This is a genomic window from Trueperaceae bacterium (genome assembly GCA_023954415.1).
Classification (GTDB): Bacteria; Deinococcota; Deinococci; order Deinococcales; family Trueperaceae; genus JAAYYF01.
Map to the genome: position 1 here is coordinate 25,096 of JAMLIB010000010.1, position 18,350 is coordinate 43,445.

General features: G+C 71.9%; 15 protein-coding genes. 8 read left to right on the plus strand and 7 right to left on the minus strand.

The genetic code is table 11. The features are described from left to right. Positions 1-145 precede the first annotated feature (145 nt). On the plus strand, positions 146-1,780 hold the full coding sequence (locus M9914_12035) for a hypothetical protein (GenBank protein ID MCO5174905.1): 1,635 nt from the start codon (positions 146-148) through the stop codon (positions 1,778-1,780). Between the two features lie 85 nt (positions 1,781-1,865). Here M9914_12035 and M9914_12040 read toward each other — a convergent pair whose 3' ends face one another. After that, positions 1,866-3,221, minus strand: a complete 1,356-nt coding sequence (locus M9914_12040; GenBank protein ID MCO5174906.1) for a UDP-glucose/GDP-mannose dehydrogenase family protein — start codon at positions 3,219-3,221, stop codon at positions 1,866-1,868. A 265-nt stretch (positions 3,222-3,486) separates the two neighbouring features. On the opposite strand from M9914_12040, the gene M9914_12045 reads away from it, so the two are divergent. Further along, positions 3,487-4,905 carry a hypothetical protein gene (locus M9914_12045; GenBank protein ID MCO5174907.1) on the plus strand — a complete coding sequence of 473 codons (1,419 nt, stop codon included), beginning with the start codon at positions 3,487-3,489 and terminating at the stop codon, positions 4,903-4,905. A 12-nt stretch (positions 4,906-4,917) separates the two neighbouring features. Here M9914_12045 and M9914_12050 read toward each other — a convergent pair whose 3' ends face one another. Both M9914_12050 and M9914_12055 read right to left on the minus strand, forming a co-directional pair. Next, positions 4,918-5,472 carry an NYN domain-containing protein gene (locus tag M9914_12050; GenBank protein ID MCO5174908.1) on the minus strand — a complete coding sequence of 185 codons (555 nt, stop codon included), beginning with the start codon at positions 5,470-5,472 and terminating at the stop codon, positions 4,918-4,920. A gap of 67 nt (positions 5,473-5,539) precedes the next feature. Next, the gene (locus tag M9914_12055; protein MCO5174909.1) at positions 5,540-6,064 is read right to left on the minus strand and encodes a GNAT family N-acetyltransferase; all 525 of its coding nucleotides are present in this window, start codon (positions 6,062-6,064) and stop codon (positions 5,540-5,542) included. 82 nt (positions 6,065-6,146) lie between these two features. Between M9914_12055 and metK the strand changes: the two genes are divergently transcribed. Together metK and M9914_12065 are read left to right on the plus strand one after the other, a co-directional pair. Beyond that, the gene (gene metK / locus M9914_12060) at positions 6,147-7,304 is read left to right on the plus strand and encodes a methionine adenosyltransferase (GenBank protein ID MCO5174910.1); all 1,158 of its coding nucleotides are present in this window, start codon (positions 6,147-6,149) and stop codon (positions 7,302-7,304) included. A gap of 67 nt (positions 7,305-7,371) precedes the next feature. After that, positions 7,372-8,214 carry a hypothetical protein gene (locus tag M9914_12065; GenBank protein ID MCO5174911.1) on the plus strand — a complete coding sequence of 281 codons (843 nt, stop codon included), beginning with the start codon at positions 7,372-7,374 and terminating at the stop codon, positions 8,212-8,214. A gap of 100 nt (positions 8,215-8,314) precedes the next feature. On the opposite strand, the gene fusA is transcribed toward M9914_12065, so the two are convergent. Then, a complete protein-coding gene (gene fusA / locus M9914_12070; GenBank protein ID MCO5174912.1) occupies positions 8,315-10,366 on the minus strand; it encodes an elongation factor G in 2,052 nt (683 codons plus the stop codon). A gap of 132 nt (positions 10,367-10,498) precedes the next feature. Here fusA and M9914_12075 point away from each other — a divergent pair, with 132 nt between their 5' ends. Continuing rightward, positions 10,499-11,197: a CYTH domain-containing protein gene (locus M9914_12075; GenBank protein ID MCO5174913.1), complete on the plus strand. Its 699-nt coding sequence runs from the start codon at positions 10,499-10,501 to the stop codon at positions 11,195-11,197. An 84-nt stretch (positions 11,198-11,281) separates the two neighbouring features. Here M9914_12075 and M9914_12080 read toward each other — a convergent pair whose 3' ends face one another. Then, entirely contained in the window at positions 11,282-12,049 is a 768-nt protein-coding gene (locus M9914_12080) for an SDR family oxidoreductase (GenBank protein ID MCO5174914.1), read from the minus strand. 198 nt (positions 12,050-12,247) lie between these two features. Here M9914_12080 and M9914_12085 point away from each other — a divergent pair, with 198 nt between their 5' ends. Continuing rightward, on the plus strand, positions 12,248-13,483 hold the full coding sequence (locus tag M9914_12085) for a serine hydroxymethyltransferase (protein MCO5174915.1): 1,236 nt from the start codon (positions 12,248-12,250) through the stop codon (positions 13,481-13,483). A 134-nt stretch (positions 13,484-13,617) separates the two neighbouring features. Here the strand turns inward: M9914_12085 and M9914_12090 are convergent, their stop codons facing one another. Beyond that, positions 13,618-15,237: a HAMP domain-containing protein gene (locus M9914_12090; protein MCO5174916.1), complete on the minus strand. Its 1,620-nt coding sequence runs from the start codon at positions 15,235-15,237 to the stop codon at positions 13,618-13,620. Then, positions 15,234-16,124 carry a DUF4388 domain-containing protein gene (locus M9914_12095; GenBank protein MCO5174917.1) on the minus strand — a complete coding sequence of 297 codons (891 nt, stop codon included), beginning with the start codon at positions 16,122-16,124 and terminating at the stop codon, positions 15,234-15,236. The genes M9914_12090 and M9914_12095 overlap by 4 nt, the downstream gene beginning before the upstream one ends. A gap of 189 nt (positions 16,125-16,313) precedes the next feature. Here M9914_12095 and M9914_12100 point away from each other — a divergent pair, with 189 nt between their 5' ends. Further along, complete coding sequence (locus tag M9914_12100; GenBank protein ID MCO5174918.1) at positions 16,314-17,306, plus strand: isocitrate/isopropylmalate dehydrogenase family protein; 993 nt, start codon at positions 16,314-16,316, stop codon at positions 17,304-17,306. Positions 17,307-17,409: 103 nt separating this feature from the next. After that, positions 17,410-18,273 (plus strand): ABC transporter permease, encoded by an 864-nt coding sequence (locus M9914_12105; protein ID MCO5174919.1) that lies wholly within the window; start codon positions 17,410-17,412, stop codon positions 18,271-18,273. The last annotated feature ends 77 nt before the right edge of the window (positions 18,274-18,350 follow it).

An 18,350-nucleotide genomic window follows, 5' to 3' on the forward strand; every position in this document is an offset into this window, starting at 1 on the left:
AACCCTTCGGGTTCGGCGCCGACGGCCGCTGGGTTAGATAATCGCCCATCCGCGTGCCTTCAAGCACCGTGCATATCACGGCCGAGCCCATGGGTCAGGCGCGACCGAGGCCACGACGGTGAACGGACGGCTATCATCTTGGGAGGTGAACTATCTAACTCGCATGCTCGCGATCTTGCTTGCGGCCGTCCTGACCTCCGGCGCCGCGGCCCAGGCGCCCCTGCCCGCGGAGGCCGCAGCCGCGCTCGCCGACGCCCAGGCCGCGGCGGCTGCCGCGCTGGCGGCCTACGAGACGTACTACCCCGACCAACCCCTGTGGCGCCAAGCTTTCGCGGCGGCCGAGCACGCCCGCGACCTGGCCCCGGGCAGGCCGGAGCCGTTGCGCTTCCTCGCTCAGGCTTACGGGACGACGGGCTGGACCGCGCGCGCGCTGAGTTCCTGGCAGGCTTACGCGGCGGCGGGCGGCACGATGGACGCACCCGCCCGCTCGGCGGCCGGCGCCGCAGCTTCCAAGCTCGGCTTCGACGCCCTGGCCGCGGGCAACGCCCAGACCGCCGTCGGCCTCCTGGAGACCGCTCAGTCGTATCTGCCCGACGACCTCGATGTGCAGTCCTGGCTGGGCCAGGCCTACTTGTCCGTCGGAAACGCCGCGGCGGCCGCCCCTCGCCTCGAGCGGGCCATCCGCGCCCAGCCGCAACTGGAGCCCCTGTTGGAGCGCGCGAAGTACGGCGCGAACTTCGGCCTGGCGACGGCGGACACCTACCTTGCCGCCAGGGCGGCGTTCGCCAACGGCGACCATAGGGCTGCCCTCGCCGGCTTCCGCAAGGCGGCCGACGAAGCGCCTACGTTCCTGGACGCGTTGCGGGGCGTGGCGGCCAGCCTCGGGGCATTGGGAGACGAGGAGGGCGCGCTCGAGGCCTGGCAACGGGTCCTCGCCGCGGCGCCCGGCGACCCGCAGGCCGCTGAGGCCGTCGCTCGCCTCAACGCCCTGCTCGAGCCGGAACCCGAACCGGTCCCCACACCGACACCGGTACCGACACCTGTTCCTACGCCGACGCCTACTCCAACACCTACTCCAACACCCACTCCGACACCCACACCGACACCGTCTCCGACACCAACACCGACTCCCACGCCGACTCCAACACCAACACCAACACCCACTCCCACGCCGACTCCAACACCAACACCAACACCCACTCCGACACCCACGCCAACACCAACACCGACCCCTACCCCCACGCCCACACCGCCGCCGACGACCCCGGCCGGCCAGATCGCCCTGTACGACGGCTCGGTCACGGCCAGGAGCATCGGCGATGGGGGTCAGGGTGCCTTCGTGTTCGTGGATCCCGCCGCAGGCTCCGGCGCGCGGGTGGCCGGCGCCACCGGGGTCGAGCGCGGCACCCTGTACGTGAGGGCGGACGTGAGCGCCAAGCCGAGCCCGGCCCCCATGCAGCTACAGTTGTGCCTGGTGCCCGGGGACGAGTCGGTCATCAGCCCGCCGTGCACGGACGCCAGCCGCCTCGTCGTCACGGGGACGGGCGCCTTCAGCGCGAGCTTCGACATCGGCAACCTGACCGGCGAGGAGGAGGTCGACTGGACGCGCGGGCTCAACCGCCTGCTGCTCGTGCTGCGCGACGCCACCTCGCGCCCACTCGACGAGCGCTACACGCGCGGCGCGGACGGCACCCCCATAGACCTCACCCCCTACTACCCCGTCACGCTGCGCCTACGGCTGGTGCTCGTGCCCGCCGGCGCCACGTTCTCGGGGTGGTGACCCGTCAGGGTTAGCGAGACGGCCCAGCCGGCGCGTTCGTACCGGCCGGCTCGGCCGGGCGGTAATGGCCCGCGCCGTCGGGCGGCTACCGCCCGATCCCGACGTAGTTGAGCCCGGCGGCCGCCACCGAGCCGGGCTGCAAGAGGTTGCGGGCGTCCAGGAGGAGGTCGCCGCGCATGGCCTGCGCCAACGCCGCGAAGTCGACCTGGCGGTACTGCGGCCAGTCGGTGACCACCACGACGGCGTCGCAGCCGCGGGCCATCTCGACCTCGGAGGCGCAGTACTCGACCGGCAGGTCCGGGAAGTGGCGCTTGGCGTTGTCCATGGCGATGGGGTCGTGGACGCGCAGGACCGCGCCGCGCTGGCTGAGCTCGCGTATGAGCGTGAGGGCGGGGGCGTCGCGGAGGTCGTCCGTGTTGCCCTTGAAAGCCAACCCGAGCAGCCCGATCGTCGTGCCCCGCAAGACCTTGAGGTGGTGCTGGAGCTTCTCGACGACGTAGAGGCGTTGGCGCTTGTTGACGTCAACGGCGGCGCGGACCAGCGGCATCTGGTAGTCGTACGAGGTGCCGAGCGCCATGACGGCTGACGTGTCCTTGCCGAAGCAACTGCCGCCCCAACCGATGCCGGCGTTGAGGAACTTGCCGCCGATGCGGCTATCGAGGCCGATCGCGCGGGCCACCTCGACGATGTCGGCCCCCACCTTCTCCGCTAGCACGGAGAACTCGTTGATGAAGCTGATCTTCGTCGCCAGGAACGCGTTGGCTGCGTACTTGGTGAGCTCGGCGCTGGTGGTGGTCGTGCCGATGAAGGGCGGCAGTTCGAGGCGCTCGGGGCGCGGCGAGCCGGGGGGCGGGTCGAAGGTCTGCTCGAGGATGGGCGCGTACAGCTCGCGGAGCATGGCGCGCGCCACCTGCGTGTCGCTGCCCACGACGATCCGGTCCGGGTAGAGGGTGTCTTGCACCGCCCTGCCCTCGGCCAGGAACTCCGGGTTGGACGCCACGTGCACCTCGGCACTGACGCCCCTGGCCGCGAGTCGCCGCGCGATGATGCCGTTCACGTGCCGCGCGCTGCCGACGGGCACGGTCGACTTGTTGACGACGACGAGCCTGGCTCCGGGTTGGATCCGGTCGGCCACTTCCGTGGCGGCGACGTCCACGAACGACAGGTCGGCGTCGCCGTCGTCCTTCGACGGGGTGCCGACGGCGATGAGCACGACGCCCTCCCCCGTCAGTTCCGGGATGTCCGTCCGGAAGGTGGAGTGTAGTCTCCCCGCCGCCATGATCTCGGCCAGGCCGCTCTCGTGGATTGTCGGCATGCCGGCGGCCAGGCGTTCCACCACGTCGCGCTTCTTGTCTACGAAGGTCACCTCGTTGCCGAGATAGGCGAGGGCGGTGCCTGTCGTCAGGCCGACGTAACCAGTTCCGATGATGGTCACTCTCATGCCCTCATCCTAAGCGGGAGCGCCTGAACCGTTCCTTACCGACCGGTCACCTGCCGCGAGGACGACCGGTTGGGTACCGATCGCCGGCCGCGACCGACCACGGCCGCGGGCCGAACCGCTAGAGTGGCGGCAAACATCCAACCGTGGCGGCGGGACGCTTCCGGCCGCCGCCGTCTGGGGGTCACCGGTGCTTACGCCTGAGTCAGCGCGGGCTTCCGCGAGGACGAACCTTACCCGCCCGGCAACCGTCAGTCGTGGGCCTGCCGTGAGCCGGTGGCCGACCACCGGCCGCCGGCTGGCCACCGCGGTCGCCGCCTTGTCCGCGGCCACGCTCGCCGCTTACACCGCTGCGAGCGGCACCACGTCCGTCGGAGCGCCGCCCGTCCCCGTCTGCGCAGACCTAGTTGCCGCCGACCTGGCGGCGGCCGTTCATGCGGTCTCGACGACGACTTACCTCCGCGAGACGGACGTGCTGACCAGGAGCGCAGACCTGGCCGCCGTCCGCAACGGCGTGAGCGCCGGCCTCGGCCTGCGCCCTAGCGTCGGCCTCGGCGACGGTGTCGACCTCGAGGACGAGGTCGACCCGTTGGAGCTCATCGGCTTCCAGGTCAACGCCGCCGTGGGGTACCGCTACGACGAGTTGGCCGTCCTACGGGCTGAGGCGGCCCTCGACACCGCCGAGGGCCGCCTGGCCGCGCAGCGCCGCGCCGACGTGGTCGACGCCCTCGTGGCCCTGAGCCGGCTGCGGGTCGCTCGGCGGGCGGAGGCCGCCGCCGAGTCCGAGCTCACGCTGCTGTTGGCGAGCCTGACCACGGCCGAAGCGACAGCCGAAGCGACAGCCGCTGAGCGGACCGCCGACCCCGACCACGATTCGCCCCTCGGCACCCCCGCCCAGCCCGGCGCCGAGCCTGAGCTCGGGCCTCTATACCTGCGCGAGGCGCGGCTCCGGGTCCGTCAGGCGCGCCTCGCTCTCGACGACGCCCGCGCCGCGGCGAGCACGCTGCGCGCCGTGCTGGCAGAGCTCGTAGTCGGTGCGGGGGACGAGCAGGCGGACGCTGCCCTCGGCTGCCGGCTCGCGGCGCTGCCGGTGCCCGCGCCGGCCAGCGCCGGCACGCGAGCGAGCGCCGGCTCCGGCCTGATGCTCGCGCTGCGGGTCGCGCAGGCGCAACTCGCGCGCGCCCGGTTCGCACCCTTGCGCGACCTGTCGCTCCAGGCCTACTACCAGGAGGGTGGGAACCGCTTGACGGGGACGGTCGGCCTCGATCTCGGAAGGCCGGAGCTGGAGCTGGGCCTGCGATGGCGCCCCACGGGCAAGGACGCTTGGAGCGTGAGGCTTAGCGCCGACATCCGTCTCGACGAGAGCATGGGCGCGGCGGTGCGTCAGGCAGAGGCGGGCGTGGCCGCCGCGCAAGCGGCGCTCGACGCGTTCGAGGCCGGACGCCCCGCGCGTCTGGACGCCTCGGCGAGCGCCTTGGAACGCGCCTGGCTGGAGGTCGAGCTTCTCGACGAGGCCGTGCAGCTCGCGCTGCTGCGCCGTGAGGACCCGGGCGAGGCCCGCAACCTGTCGCGGAACGACCAGGCGCTCGCACGCGCCCTCGACGCGCGCGAACGCGGGTTACAGGCCTACTACCGGGCCTACGCTGCGCACCTGGCCACGCTTGGAGTCGCCTGGGGCCCCTTCTGAAACGACCAGCGCTCAGCGCCCCGCCAGGAAGATGCCGGGCACGTCGCCGAGCGCCACGAAGCGGTCCGCCAGGTCCTGCAGCGCTTGGCCCGCCGCCTCGCGGAACGCCATGACCTCGACGCGCTTGCCCTCCTCCTGCGCGAGCTCGAGGATGGGGGCGAAGTCGCCGTCGCCACTGGCGAGCACGACGACGTCGGCATGACCAAGGCCCCTGACGATGTCCGCCGCGATGCCCATGTCCCAGTCGCCCTCGAGGCGCACGGCGCCGTCGTCGTCGACGCGGTGGACGCGCACCTTGCGGCGCTTGACGCGGTAGCCGAGGCTGTTGAGCTTGCCGAAGAAGCCATGGGCGGTGGTATCGCCCTCGCGCTCCACCACGTAGGCGTTCGCATGCGCGAGGCGCCTGCCGCGCAAGGCCGTCTCGAGCAGCGTCTGGTAGTCGACGCTGCCGTCGAACGCGTCGCGAGCGGCATAGTAGAGGTTCTGGGTGTCTACGTAGAGGGCTACTCGTTGCTCAGGCCCCTCGCCCGGCGCAGGCTTCGGGGCCCGCGTATCGGCCGTCTGCATGGGCCTAGTCTACCGCCCGGACGGGGCGGGGCGTCGGTGTCGGCGTGAGCGCCGGTGACAGCGCGCGCTACCTTCCCTGCACGCCGCGGCGCGGAGGGCCCAGCCATCTCCCCATGATCAGGTTGTCCTCGAAACCGTCGCCCTCGTCGCCCTGCAGCCTGATCTGGTCCACCTCCCTGCCCTCGTGCGCGAACCCCTCGCTCTCGTAGAGCCTCACGGCCGCGAGGTTGCCTGCCCGCACGTTCAACGACATCTTGAGGACGCCGACCCGCACGCACCACGCGTAACCGTCGCGCAGCAGCGCCTTTCCGACGCCCCCGCGCCTGGCGTGCGGCGCGACGGCCAGGGTGAGGACGGCGACGTGCTCGAGGCGGCGTGCGGGGGAGCGTTGCAGCTCGGACCACCCGACGACCGTGCCGTCGGACACGGCCACCGCGTAGTGGCTGCGGCGCGGCGCGGCGCCGATCCTGCCGGCGAGCGAGCCGACACTCTCGGCGCCGTCGCCGACGAACGCCCCACCCTCGCGGTAGACGCCGGCGAGCAGCTTCCTCACGGCCTCGGCGTCCGCCGGGATCGCATCCCTGACGAGCACGCGCCGATGATAACCGCGCGCCGGGCCTGGTATCCTGCACAGGTTGCCGCGTTGCGCGGCGCCCCCTGGAGGTCAGATCGGCATGTCGCGCCTCGTGAGCGCCGAATCCGTCGCAGAAGGTCACCCTGACAAGCTCGCCGACCGCATCAGCGACAGCGTGCTCGACGCCATCCTCGCGCAAGACCCACACGCGCGGGTCGCCGTGGAGGCGCTCCTGACGCGCGGGCTCGCGCTCGTCGCCGGCGAGGTGACGACCAAGGCCGACGTCGACGTGCAGGCCATCGTGCGGTCCGCCGCACGCGAGGTGGGCTATACGGACGCCGCGTACGGCTTCGACGCCGACCACAGCGCCGTCCTGATCGCCCTCAACGAGCAGTCGCCCGACATCGCCCAGGGCGTCGACCATACCGGCGGCACGGACCCGCACGACCGGGTCGGGGCCGGTGACCAGGGCCTGATGTTCGGTTACGCCATCGACGAGACGCCCGAGCTGATGCCCCTCCCGATCCTCCTCGCCCACCGGGTCGCGCAGCGCCTGGCGGAGGTCCGCAAGAGCGGCGCGCTCCCCTACCTGCGCCCCGACGGCAAGGCGCAGGTGACCATCCAGTACGAGGACGGCGTGGCAGTGCGCCTGCAGAACGCCGTGCTCTCCGCGCAGCACCACCCCGACGTCCCGCTGGAGCGGATCGAGGAGGACCTCCTCGAGCACGTGCTGCGCGTGGCGGTGCCTCGGCGGTTCTTCGACGAGAGGACCAGCGTGTACATCAACCCGACCGGGCGCTTCGTCGAGGGCGGCCCGACGGCGGACGCCGGGCTCACCGGGCGCAAGATCATCGTCGATACCTACGGCGGCGCCGCGCCGCACGGCGGCGGCGCGTTCAGCGGCAAGGACCCCACCAAGGTGGACAGGTCGGCGAGCTACTACGCCCGCTACATCGCCAAGAACGTGGTCGCCGCCGGGCTCGCCAAGCGCTGCCAGGTGCAACTCGCCTACGCGATCGGGGTGGTCAGGCCGGTCGGAATGTACGTCGACACGTTCGGCACCGGCGTGCTGCCCGACGACCGTCTCGCCGAGGTGGTCGCCGCCGAGTTCGACGCCAGGCCGGCCGCGATCATCGAGCAGCTCGACCTCCGGCGTCCGATCTACGCCGCGACCAGCGCCTACGGTCACTTCGGCCGCCCGGGGTTCCCCTGGGAGGACACCCCCCGTGCCGCCCGGCTCGCCTCCGTGGCCGGCTAAGGATAAACCGCGCCAGCACGCGCTTTCTCGTCTCGCGCGTCACGGGGTTCGTGGTACAAGTAGCGCCATGGCCAGGATAGTTCTGGGCAATCGTGAGGGCCTACTCGCCATCCGTCACGGTCGCAGCGTGCTCGAGTTCCTCACGGACGAGTGGCCCGACCTCCAACTGCGCCTCCGCACCGTCCCGAAGACCGGCGGTCAGGAGAGCGGTCCCCTCTTGCAGGCCCTCGCGAGCGGCGAGGTCGGGATAGCCGTCGCTCAACTGGAATGCCTCCCACCCGCCTTGCCGGACGGCATCAGGCTGGCCGCCGTCGTACGCCGGGGCGAGCCGCGCTCCGCGCTGGCCTCCAAGGGCAAGGGCGACCTCCGGGCCTTGCCCGCGACAGCGCGCATCGCCGTCACGTCCGAGCGCGACGGCGCGTTCCTGAGGGGGATCGATCCGGGCTTCCGGGTCGAGGTGGACGCCTCGGCACCGGACGCGCTCCTCGCGCGGGTCGGGACGGGGTTCGACGCCGCCGTCCTCCCCGCCGCCACGCTCGTCACCCTGGACCTCCGGAGCGCCATCGACGTTGTGCTCGAGGAGACCGTGTTCGCGCCGGCCCCCGGGCAGGGCGCCGTCGGGCTGCTCGTGCGCGACGACGACGACCTGGCCTTCGAGACCGCCTACTCCCTGCAACATCGGCCCAGCTTCGACCGCGTGCGGGCCGAGCTGGCTTTCGCCGCCGAGCTGCCAGACATGCACGTCGGCTCCGTCGCGTGGGTGACCGAGGACGGCGAGCTGACCCTGTTCGGCTCGGTCGCGCGCGACGGCACCGTCCTGCAGGCCTACGTCACTGGCGAGGCACGCGAGGGCGCGGAGCTCGGCCGCGAGCTAGCGAAGGACGTCCGCGAGCAGCTGGCGCGCGCCTGACAGGAGCGGCTTCGGTCGGGCGCCGCCGCGCCGACGCTCCGTTGGGGCTGAAGCCCCCAGCCCCCGCCGGCCTCGGGAGGCCGCGCGCCGGACACCCGGCTCAGGACGCGACGCGGGCCTGCTTCGCGTCGGCCATGACCTTCTCGGCGACCTGCGCTGGCACCGCCTCGTAGCGGTCGATCTTCAACGAGTAGGCGCCGCGGCCGCCCGTCATGCTGCGGAGGTCGGCCGAGTACGCCTGGATCTCGGCGAGCGGCACGTGCGCGCTGACCACGCTCACCGAGCCCTCGGTGTCCATGCCGAGGATGCGCCCGCGGCGCGTGTTCAGGTCGGAGATGACGTCGCCCGTGAAGCGGTCGGGCACGCGCACCTTCAGCAGGACGAGCGGCTCGAGCAGGATGGGCTTCGCCTGTAGCAAGGCCTCGTGCATGGCCTGCGTGGCGGCGAACTGGAAGGCGATGTCCTTCGAGTCGACCGGGTGGTCCTTGCCGTCGTAGACGCTGACCTTGACGTCCTGTAGCGGGAAGCCGCCAAGCACGCCTGACTCCATGCCGGCGCGGGCGCCCTTCTCGCAGCTCGTCTGGAACTGCGTCGGGATGGTGCCGCCCACGACCTTCCACTCGAACTCGAACCCGGCGCCGCGCGGCGTGGGCTCGACCGTGAGGGCCACCTCGGCGAACTGCCCGGCGCCGCCCGACTGCTTCTTGTGCCGGTAGCGGGCGTCGCCCTTGCCCTGGATCGTCTCCCGGTACGCGATGGCGGGCAGGCGCGTCTCGACCTCTACGCCGAAGCGGTCCTTGAGGGCCGCCACCGCGATCTCGAGGTGGACGTGGCCCATGCCCCAGAGCACCGCCTCCTTGGTGTCGGGGTTGCGCTCCAGCTTGAGCGTCGGGTCGGCATCGAGGACCTTGGCGAGCGCGTCGCCGAGCTTGTCCTCGTCCGAGCGCGCCTTCGGGAACAGCGCCAGCGCCATCACGGGCGACGGCAGGCGGATGGGCGCGAGGACGAACTCGGCGCCGGGCGCCGTGAGCGTGTCGCCGGTGCGCACTTCCTCGGCCTTCGTCAGCGCGCCGATCATGCCGGCCGAGAGCCGCTTCACCTCGGTCAGGTCCTTGCCACGGGGCACGAAGATGTGCGACGTGCGCAGGTCGGCGCCGTTGGAGGCGTCGCGCAGAGGCTCACCGGCGTTGAGCGCGCCGGATAGCACGCGCATGAACGACACCTTGCCGAGGTACGGGTCGACGACCGTCTTGAAGACGCGGGCGCTGAACGGCTGCCCCTCGCCAAGGACGGGCGGATCGCCCGACTCGACGGGCAAGGGGCCGTGGTCGTGCACGTGCCGCACGCCGCGGGTCAGGAAGTCGAGCAGGAGGCTGATGCCCATGACCTTCGTGGCCGAGGTCAGGAGGACGGGCGTCAGCTCGTGCCGCAGAACGGCCGCGTAGAAGGCCGCGAGCAGGGCGTCCTGGTCGATCTCGGCCTCCTCCAGGTACTGCAGCATCAGCTCGTCGTCCGTCTCGACGACGGCCTCGACGAGCCGGTCGCGGTACTCGCGAGCCAATCCCTCGACCTCCGCCGGGAGCGGCACCTCGACCGGGGTCGTGCCGTCCGGCCACTCGTAGGCCCGCATGGTCAGGAGATCGACGATGCCCCTGAACTCCTCCGCCTGGCCGATGGGGATCTGGATGGCGGCTATGTTGCCGGGCAACGTCGCCTCGATGTCGGCCATCGTGCGGAAGAAGTCGGCGTTCTCGCGGTCCATCTTGTTGATGACGACCATGGTGGAGAGCTCGCGCTCCAGGCTGGACGTCCAGACGCGCTCGGTGCCGACGGCCACGCCGGACACGGCGGAGACGACGATGACGGCCGCGTCGGCCGCGGCCTGGGCGCCGCGGATCTCGCTCACGAAGTCCGCGTAGCCGGGCGTGTCGATGACGTTGAACTCCTCCCCCTTCCAGGTGAAGGGGTGGATCGTCGAGTAGATGGAGATCTTGCGGCGCTTCTCCTCGGCCGTGACGTCCGAGACGCTCGTGCCGTCCTCCACCTTCCCGAGCGTCTGGATGGCGCCGGCGCGGAACAGGATGGCCTCGACGAGCGACGACTTACCCGCGCCGCTGTGCGACAAGACAGCCACGTTGCGGATCTGGGACATCTTGAGCTCCCTTTCCTGTTACAGCGGCTTCGGGGCCGCATGGTTCCAGCGAAGGCTTTGGCCCGTCTCCCCGGAGTCTACCAGGTGCGCCAAGCCGCGACGACCGCGCTTCCGGCGCGGTTACACTCGAGCGTGGCGGTCGAGCTCGAGCTCAAGTACTCCTCCCCGGAGGGCGCGGTGCCGGAGCCGTCCGAGCTCGCCGCGGCGTTGGCCCCGCTGCGGCTCGCAGTGCGGCCCCTCGGAACGAGCCGGCATCTCGACGTCTACTTCGACGACCCGGCGCTCGCGCTCGAGCGGCACGGGCTGGCCTTGCGCGTGCGCGCCGCGCGCGGCGCGGCGGTCGCGACGGTGAAGGGCCGCGGCGACGCCGTGCGCGGGGTGTTCGAGCGCGAGGAGCTCGAGGCGCCGCTGACGACGCCCTGGCCACCGGGACCGAGCCTCAGGGCCGACGCCTCGACAGCGCCCGCCTGGCCGACCGCTGTCGCCACACGCCTCGCCGGCCTCGTGGCGCTTCCGACCCTCGAGCCGCGCCTGGAGATCGAGACGACGCGCGTGGCCTTCGCCATCGAGCGCGCCGGTCCGCCCGCGGGCAGCCTCATCGCCGAGCTGGCCTTCGACGAGGTCGCATGCCGTCCGGCGCGCGGGCGCGGCGACGGGGCGCTGATAGACGCCGCGCTGTTCTCCGAGGTCGAGATCGAGGCGAGGGGCGGCACCACCGGCGCTACTCTCCTGGCCATCGGCGAGGCCCTCGAACGCCTGCTGCCGCTCGTGGCCGGCAGCGCGAGCAAGCTGGAGCGGGCCGCCAGCCTGCTCGCGCCCTTCATCGAGTGAGCCCTCCGCAGCCGCCTGCGCACGCTCGCCGCGTGAACGCCCCCGCATGAGCGCGCTCGCGCTGGGCAGCGCGCACGCAGGGCCCTATCTGGTCAGATACCCGCCGTCGACCGCCACGTAGCTGCCCGTCACGAACGACGCCTTGTCCGACGAGAGGAACGTGACGAGCCCGGCTACCTCCTCCGACGTCCCGAGCCTGCCGATCGGGTGCATGGCGGCTATGGCCGCCAGGAGGTCGTCGCCGAGGTCCTTCAGGAGTGGCGTCGCGATGAAGCCCGGGCCGACGACGTTCACGCGCACGCCGGCCTGCGCGTACTCCATGGCGGCGTTCTTGCTGAGTCCGACCACCCCGTGCTTGGCGGCGACGTACGCCGGGGCGCCGGCGAAGCCTACCTGACCGAGGATCGACGCCACGTTCACGATGGCGCCACCGCCGGCCGCGAGGACGGCGGGGATCTGTGCGCGCATGCCGTAGAAGACGCCGTTGAGGTTGACGTCGATGACCTTGTGCCACCCGGCGACCGAGTAGTCGGCCGTAGGGTTCGACTCGCCCGCGATGCCCGCGTTGTTGCATGCGACGTGGAGGGCGCCGTAGCGCTCGACGGCGAACCGCACGAGCGCTTCGGCCGCTTCCGGGTCGGCGGCGTCCGAGTGGCGGTAGCTCGCCGTGCCGCCGGCGGCAGTGATGGCCGCCGCCACGGCCTCACCGGCCGCGTCGTTGACGTCCGCCACGACCACGGAGGCGCCCTCGCGCGCGTAGTCCTCGGCGATGGCCTTGCCGATGCCGGAGCTCGCGCCGGTCACCACAGCCACCTTGCCTGCCAAAAGCCCCGATCCTGTGGCGCTACTCATATTCGACCTCCTGGAGCGGGCGCGCCTGCAACGCCAGCGCCCCGTCAAGTTCAGGATTTCACAAGCTCCGTAACCCTGCCGGGACGCGAGACCCGCGCCGGGCCTGCGGCGGCGCGGCGCCCTCCGACCCGGAGGGGAGTTCGCGACGGCCCCCGCCGCCACGCGGGGTCCGGGACCCCGGCAGCTATACTTGCGGCCATGACGCGAAGCGCACACGTTCCCGTCCGTGACGAGCGGACCTTCGAGCTGATCGGCGCCGAGTACACCCGCCAGGCGGGCGGCCTCGAGCTCATCGCCTCCGAGAACTTCGTCTCCAAACAGGTCATGGAGGCCGTCGGCTCGGTCCTCACCAACAAGTACGCGGAAGGGTACCCGGGCAAGCGGTACTACGGCGGCTGCGAGGTCGTCGACCAGGTCGAGCAGCTCGCCATCGACCGCGCCAAGGAGCTGTTCGGCGCCACCTGGGCGAACGTGCAGCCGCACTCCGGCTCGAACGCCAACTTCGCCGCCTACTACGCCCTGCTCGAGCCCGGCGACAAGGTCCTCGGCATGGACCTGGCGCACGGCGGCCACCTGACTCACGGCTCGCCCGTCAACTTCTCCGGACGCTCGTACGAGGTCGTCGGCTACCCCGTCGATCGCTCCACCGAGAGGATCGATCACGACGCCCTCAGGCGCCTGGCCCGGGAGCACCGTCCGAAGATGATCATCGCGGGGGCGAGCGCCTACAGCCGCTTCATCGACTTCGCCGCCTTCCGGGCGGTGGCCGACGAGGTCGGCGCCATCCTCATGGCCGACGTCGCCCACATCGCCGGGCCCATCGCCGCGGGCCTCCACCCACACCCCCTGCCCCATGCGCACGTCGTGACGACCACCACCCACAAGACGCTCCGCGGGCCGCGCGGGGGCCTCATCTTCGGCAACGACGAGGAGATCGCCAAGAAGATCGACCGCGTCATCTTCCCCGGCATCCAGGGCGGCCCGCTCGAGCACGTCGTCGCCGGCAAGGCAGTGGCGTTCTTCGAGGCCCTCCAGCCCTCGTTCCGCGACTACCAGGCGCTCATCCTCGCCAACGCCATCGAGCTGGCGGCGCGCCTCGGCGAGCGCGGCTATCGCATCGTGTCTGGCGGCACCGACAACCACCTCTTCGTCGTCGACCTCCAGGGGACGGGCATCAACGGCAACACGGCCAGCAAGCGCCTCGACAAGGTCGGGATAACCGTGAGCAAGAGCATGGTGCCGTTCGACCCCGAGAAGCCGTGGATCACGTCGGGCATCCGCATCGGCACGCCGGCCGTCACGACGCGCGGCTTCACGGTCGCCGAGATGGCGACCGTAGCCGACCTGATCGACCGCGGGCTGAAGGGCACCGAGCCCGAGAGCGTCGCCGCCGAGGTCGGCGACCTCGCGCGGCGCCACCCCATGCCCGGCTGAACCGCGTCGGCCCTAGCCTGCTAGGCGCGCCCGCTCGGAGCGCGCCTACTGCCGCGAAGGCACGGCGCGCTGGCACGAGGTAAGGCGCGCCTACCGTCCGCGGAGGCGCGCCTTCGCGTAGTCCTAGAGCAGCCTCAGCGGCGCTGCCGCAGGCGCTCCAGGCTCTCGTGCAGGCTGATGCGCATGCGCTCGACGGCCTTGGCGATCTGGCCGAGCTCGTCGTCGCGCTTCAGCTCGACGGGCTGCTCGAGGTCGCCGTGGCTGATCCTGTCGGTGGCGACGAGGAGGTACCGGATGGAGTCGCGCAGCCCGCGCGTCAGCGACAGCGCCGCCAACACCCCGAACAGCACGGGCACCAGGCCGACGAGCAGGGCCGTCAAGAGCGCCGCGCCGGCCAGGCGCATGGAGTCCGGCCGCGCGCCGGCCACGACGGCGCCACCCGCCGCGCCGAGGCGCCTGACCTGCGCGCCTGCCACGACATCGCTCTCGTTGTCGAGGCCGACGAGCGCCAGGAGGCTGCGGCCGCTGGCCGCGAGGTTGGAGAGCCAGTCGGTGCTCGCGTCGCGCTCCGGCGCCGCGCTGCCGTCCAGCAGGCCGCGCGCCCTGGCCAGGGCGGCGTCCAGCACTTCCGGAGGGAACGCGTCGGCGCCTTCCGAGCCGCCGTACCAGGCGAGCACCGGCGTCTGGTCGGCGTCGACCAGGAGCAGGTAGTCGACGCCCCAACCGGGCGCCTTGGCGCCGGCCGCCTGGACCACGCCGAGCTCGACCCTCAGGATGGGAGCCGAGAGCGGCAACCCCCCGGACAGCCCCTCGGCGGTGGCCGCGACCGCGTCGACGACCCCGGCCACGCGCTTCTGCTCCGCGTTCCTGAGGATGGGCAGGACGGTGATGCAGACGGTCAGCAGCGTGACCGCGAGCGTGATGATGCCGGGCAAGGTGGCGGCGCTGGCCACGCCGCGCCTGAGGGCGCCGCGTTCGAGCGCGGGCGGCTCGCGCACCAGGGTCGTCCTCAGCGGGTCGCGGGGCGGCGTGGCCGTCGTGTGCCCTGGCACCGGCGTGGCATGGAACCTGTCCGACTCCCGCCGCTCGGCCGTCGACCGGGTGTCGGCCCCACCGTCCGTCGCTCGACCGGAGGCCGTGGCCCGCCCCGAGGCGGTAGCGCGGGCGGAGCTCGCCGTCACGGCCGGATCGGTGGCCCGGCCGGCGGCCGGCTCCTGGGCGTCGGCGGGCCCGCCGACGCCCTGCCGGTCGGACGTGCGCCACGCCCGCCCCTCGCCACTAGCAGAAACGCCGCTGGTCGACACTCCGCTAGCCGACACGTCACGGGCCTGCACGTCACCGACCGGCACACCGCCGGTCGGCTCGCCGGCGTGCGCGGACGCGTCGCCGGCAGCATGCTCCGCGCCCCTCCCGGCCCGGCCCTCGGCCGGCACGTAGGCGGACACGTCGGACTCGGTCCTGTCCAGGACGGCGGTGGACGACGGGTCGACGGCGGCGGCGGCGTCGGCCGAGAAGGCCGCAAGCGGGCCGTCCGGGCTCTCCTCGCGCACCTCGACACGCAGGCCTGCGGCCCGCATGATGTTCTGAACGGTTCGCGCCTCGCGCTCCTGCACGGCACGCGTGACGGGCCCTGGCACGCGCGCCAGCAGCTTCTCGGCCTTGTCCGTCGGGATGCGGAACCCGGACGCGACCTTGTCCGCCGCCCCCTGCATGTCGGCCGGTAGCGGCTCTCTGACGAGCACCACGTACTTCATGGCTTCCTCCTTGACCGGGTGGCGGAGCCGTCGCGATCGGGGCCTCCGCGGCCGCCGCCCCTGCGGGGGGCATCCTCTTCGCTCAGTGAGCCGCGAGCCTGCTGGTCGAGCGAGAAGAGCCGACGCAGCTCCGTGACGCGCCGCGAGAACTCGGCGCGGCGCTCGCTCGACTGGATGGCGCGTCCGACCTCTTCCAAGAACTCACCGACCGTGCCGACCGGCAACGTGTCGGAACTAACCCCCAGGTCCATCAGCGCGTCCTCCACCACTATGCTACCGACAGGTCCCATGAGGTCTACCGTCTCGCGGGCCACCTCCCTGACGAACCGCGGGTCCGCGACGGCCAGCGTGGCGAACTCGGCGAGGCCGTTGTCGAGCAGCTCCTGCGCCGCGGCCACGGTCTCGGCCACCGGCTTGCCGATGGTCACGGCCAGCTGCCTGAGGCTGCCGATCCCGTCGATGGTGCGCCAGAGCTGGAGAGCCGCGAGGGTCAGCATGACCGACTCCTCCCGCCCCCGGCTATCGGCCACGCGCAAGACCGTGTCCGCGGCGGCGCTCGGGCCGCGCGCCACCTCGCCCGTATCGACCAGGTGGGACGCCTCGAGCAGGAGCGTGTCCGCGTTGCGGCTCATGGACTTGCGCTTGGGCGTCTCACCGGGCTTGAACGTGAAGCGCCCCTCGCGCCACTCGAGCATGGCGGCCATGGCTGCCACGTCGTACAGGGGCCGGGCCTCGACGAGGACTATGACGCCGTTCTCGAGGTACACGCGCCCGTGCCGCCGCTCCGGATGGACGAGCGCGAGGCAACCGGTAGCCTGGCTGAGCGCCAGGTACTGGAGCACGTTGGCGACCACCCCCTCACCCAGCCGGCCGTTCAATGTAGACACCAGTAGCACCTCGATCGGTCGCCATCCTACCAGCGGCCGGGGCAAGCCGCGGACCGTGGTAGCTTGGTACCGCTTCGCCGGTACCGGCAGCAGAAGCGCCAGCCCGCACACGGAAGCGACCAGGCTAGGGCGCGAGCGCTGCGAAGGCCTACGGCCCATCACCGACCGGCGCCACAGTAGGAGTACCTCATGCACAGCATCTGCCTGATCCCTGGCGACGGCATCGGCCAGGAGGTCGTACCGGCAGCCCGCCGGCTGCTCGAGGCCACGGGCCTGCCCATCGAGTTCCGCACGGTGGAGGCCGGTTGGGGCACCTTCACGACGCAAGGCACGAGCGTCCCGGACGCCACCCTCGCAGCCGTGCGCGCGGCCGACGCCACCCTCGCCGGCGCCTTCACCAGCCCGTCCAAACGCGTCGAGGGCCACCAGGGCGCCATCCGCTACATGCGCCGCACCCTCGACCTGTTCTCGAACCTCCGCCCGGCGCGCTCGCGCCCCGTCCCGGGGAGCAGGGACGGCATCGACATGCTCATGGTGCGCGAGAACACGGAAGGGCTGTACGTGGAGAAAGAACGGCGCTACGGCGACGTCGCGATCGCGGACGCCGTCGTGACCAAGCGCGCCAGCGAGCGCATCGCGAAGGTGGCGCTCGAGCAGGCCATGCGCCGCCGCAAGCGCTTGGCCGTCGTGCACAAGGCCAACGTCCTGCCGCTGACCTCGGGCCTGTTCCTGGACACGGTCATGAGCATGGCGAAGGAGTACCCGGAGGTGGAGACGTACGACATCATCGTCGATGCCGCCGCCATGAAGCTCGTCCGCGACCCGGAGTCGTTCGACGTGCTCGTCTCCACCAACCTCTTCGGCGACATCCTCTCCGACCTCATGGCCGGCCTGACGGGCGGGCTCGGCCTCGCCCCGAGCGCGAACGTCGGCGAGAAGTACGCCGTCTTCGAGCCGGTGCACGGCAGCGCCCCCGACATCGCAGGCAAGGGGATCGCCAACCCGACCGCCACGTTCTTGACGGCCGCCATGCTCCTCGATCACATCGGCGAGCGTGAGGCGGCGCGGCGCATCGAGCGGGCCGTCGACACGGTGCTCACGCAAGGGGAGCTCACCCCGGACCTGGGCGGCCGCGCCACCACGGAGAGCCTCACCGACGCCGTCATCGAGGCGCTCGACTGACCGCCGACGGCGCCGACGGGCGGACCGCAGACGGCCCGCCTTACGGTAGATTGGTGCCCGTGACCCCGCCACACGAGGCCTACGAGCGCCAGGAGCCACGCGCATGATGTACGCGTTCCTCCAGGCGATGCGCGCCATCCGTGGCAACTGGGTCGCGAGCGTATCGACGATCACGACGATGACGCTGTCGCTGACCATCCTCGTCGGCTTCAGCCTGGTGAGCGTCAACCTCAACAACGCGCTCGCCCAGCTGCAGGGGGAGCTGGAGCTGGCCGTCTACCTAGCCGACGGCGCCAACGTGCAGCAGCTGACGACGACCGTGCGCGGCTGGCCGGAGGTTGAGCGCCTCGAGTTCGTCTCCAAGAGCCAGGCGTTGTCCGAGATGGTCGCCGACCTCCCCGCGCTCGGCCGGGCGGCGGGCCTCGTCGAGAACCCCCTACCAGACACGTTCCACCTGCGCCTCTACGACCCATCGCAGACGCAGCTGGTGCGCCTGCGGCTCGAGCAGCTCCCCGGCGTCGACGAGGTGGACGACTCCAGCGCCGCCGTGGCGACGTTCCTAGCCCTCAACGACGTCCTGCGCATCGGGGGCTCCATCCTCATCGTGGTCCTGCTCGGCGCGGCGGTGTTCGCGATCGTCAACTCGATCAGGGCGGCCATCACCGCGCGCAAGGAGGAGATAGACGTCATGCGCCTCGTGGGGGCGAGCCGCGGCTTCATCAGGGCGCCGTTCCTCCTCGAAGGGCTGCTCCTCGGGCTCATCAGCGCCGTGCTCTCGCTCGGCCTCGCCATCCCCGGCTACCAGTCGGCGGTGGCGCGCCTCTCCGAGCAGTTCGCGTTCGTGCCGTTCGTCCGCGACAGCGCGCTGCTCGCCTGGATCGCGTCGCTGCTCGCCGTGCTGGCGATCCTCGTCGGCCTCGTCGGCAGCGCCATCGCCGTGGCCCAGCACCTGCGCGAGCACGACTGAGCGAACGGGCCGGACCTGCCGGTCGGCGCTCGTGAGAGACCTGCGCGGGTCATCCAACGGTCACGCGCCGCTGCTAG

What these genes read in the sequence shown, in the direction of transcription:
- M9914_12040 (MCO5174906.1), bottom strand. Translation starts at nt 3,221, where the DNA reads ATGAGAGTGACCATCATCGGAACTGGTTACGTCGGCCTGACGACAGGC.
- M9914_12050 (MCO5174908.1), bottom strand. Translation starts at nt 5,472, where the DNA reads ATGCAGACGGCCGATACGCGGGCCCCGAAGCCTGCGCCGGGCGAGGGG.
- metK (MCO5174910.1), top strand. Translation starts at nt 6,147, where the DNA reads ATGTCGCGCCTCGTGAGCGCCGAATCCGTCGCAGAAGGTCACCCTGAC.
- M9914_12065 (MCO5174911.1), top strand. Translation starts at nt 7,372, where the DNA reads ATGGCCAGGATAGTTCTGGGCAATCGTGAGGGCCTACTCGCCATCCGT.
- fusA (MCO5174912.1), bottom strand. Translation starts at nt 10,366, where the DNA reads ATGTCCCAGATCCGCAACGTGGCTGTCTTGTCGCACAGCGGCGCGGGT.
- M9914_12080 (MCO5174914.1), bottom strand. Translation starts at nt 12,049, where the DNA reads ATGAGTAGCGCCACAGGATCGGGGCTTTTGGCAGGCAAGGTGGCTGTG.
- M9914_12085 (MCO5174915.1), top strand. Translation starts at nt 12,248, where the DNA reads ATGACGCGAAGCGCACACGTTCCCGTCCGTGACGAGCGGACCTTCGAG.
- M9914_12090 (MCO5174916.1), bottom strand. Translation starts at nt 15,237, where the DNA reads ATGAAGTACGTGGTGCTCGTCAGAGAGCCGCTACCGGCCGACATGCAG.
- M9914_12100 (MCO5174918.1), top strand. Translation starts at nt 16,314, where the DNA reads ATGCACAGCATCTGCCTGATCCCTGGCGACGGCATCGGCCAGGAGGTC.
- M9914_12105 (MCO5174919.1), top strand. Translation starts at nt 17,410, where the DNA reads ATGATGTACGCGTTCCTCCAGGCGATGCGCGCCATCCGTGGCAACTGG.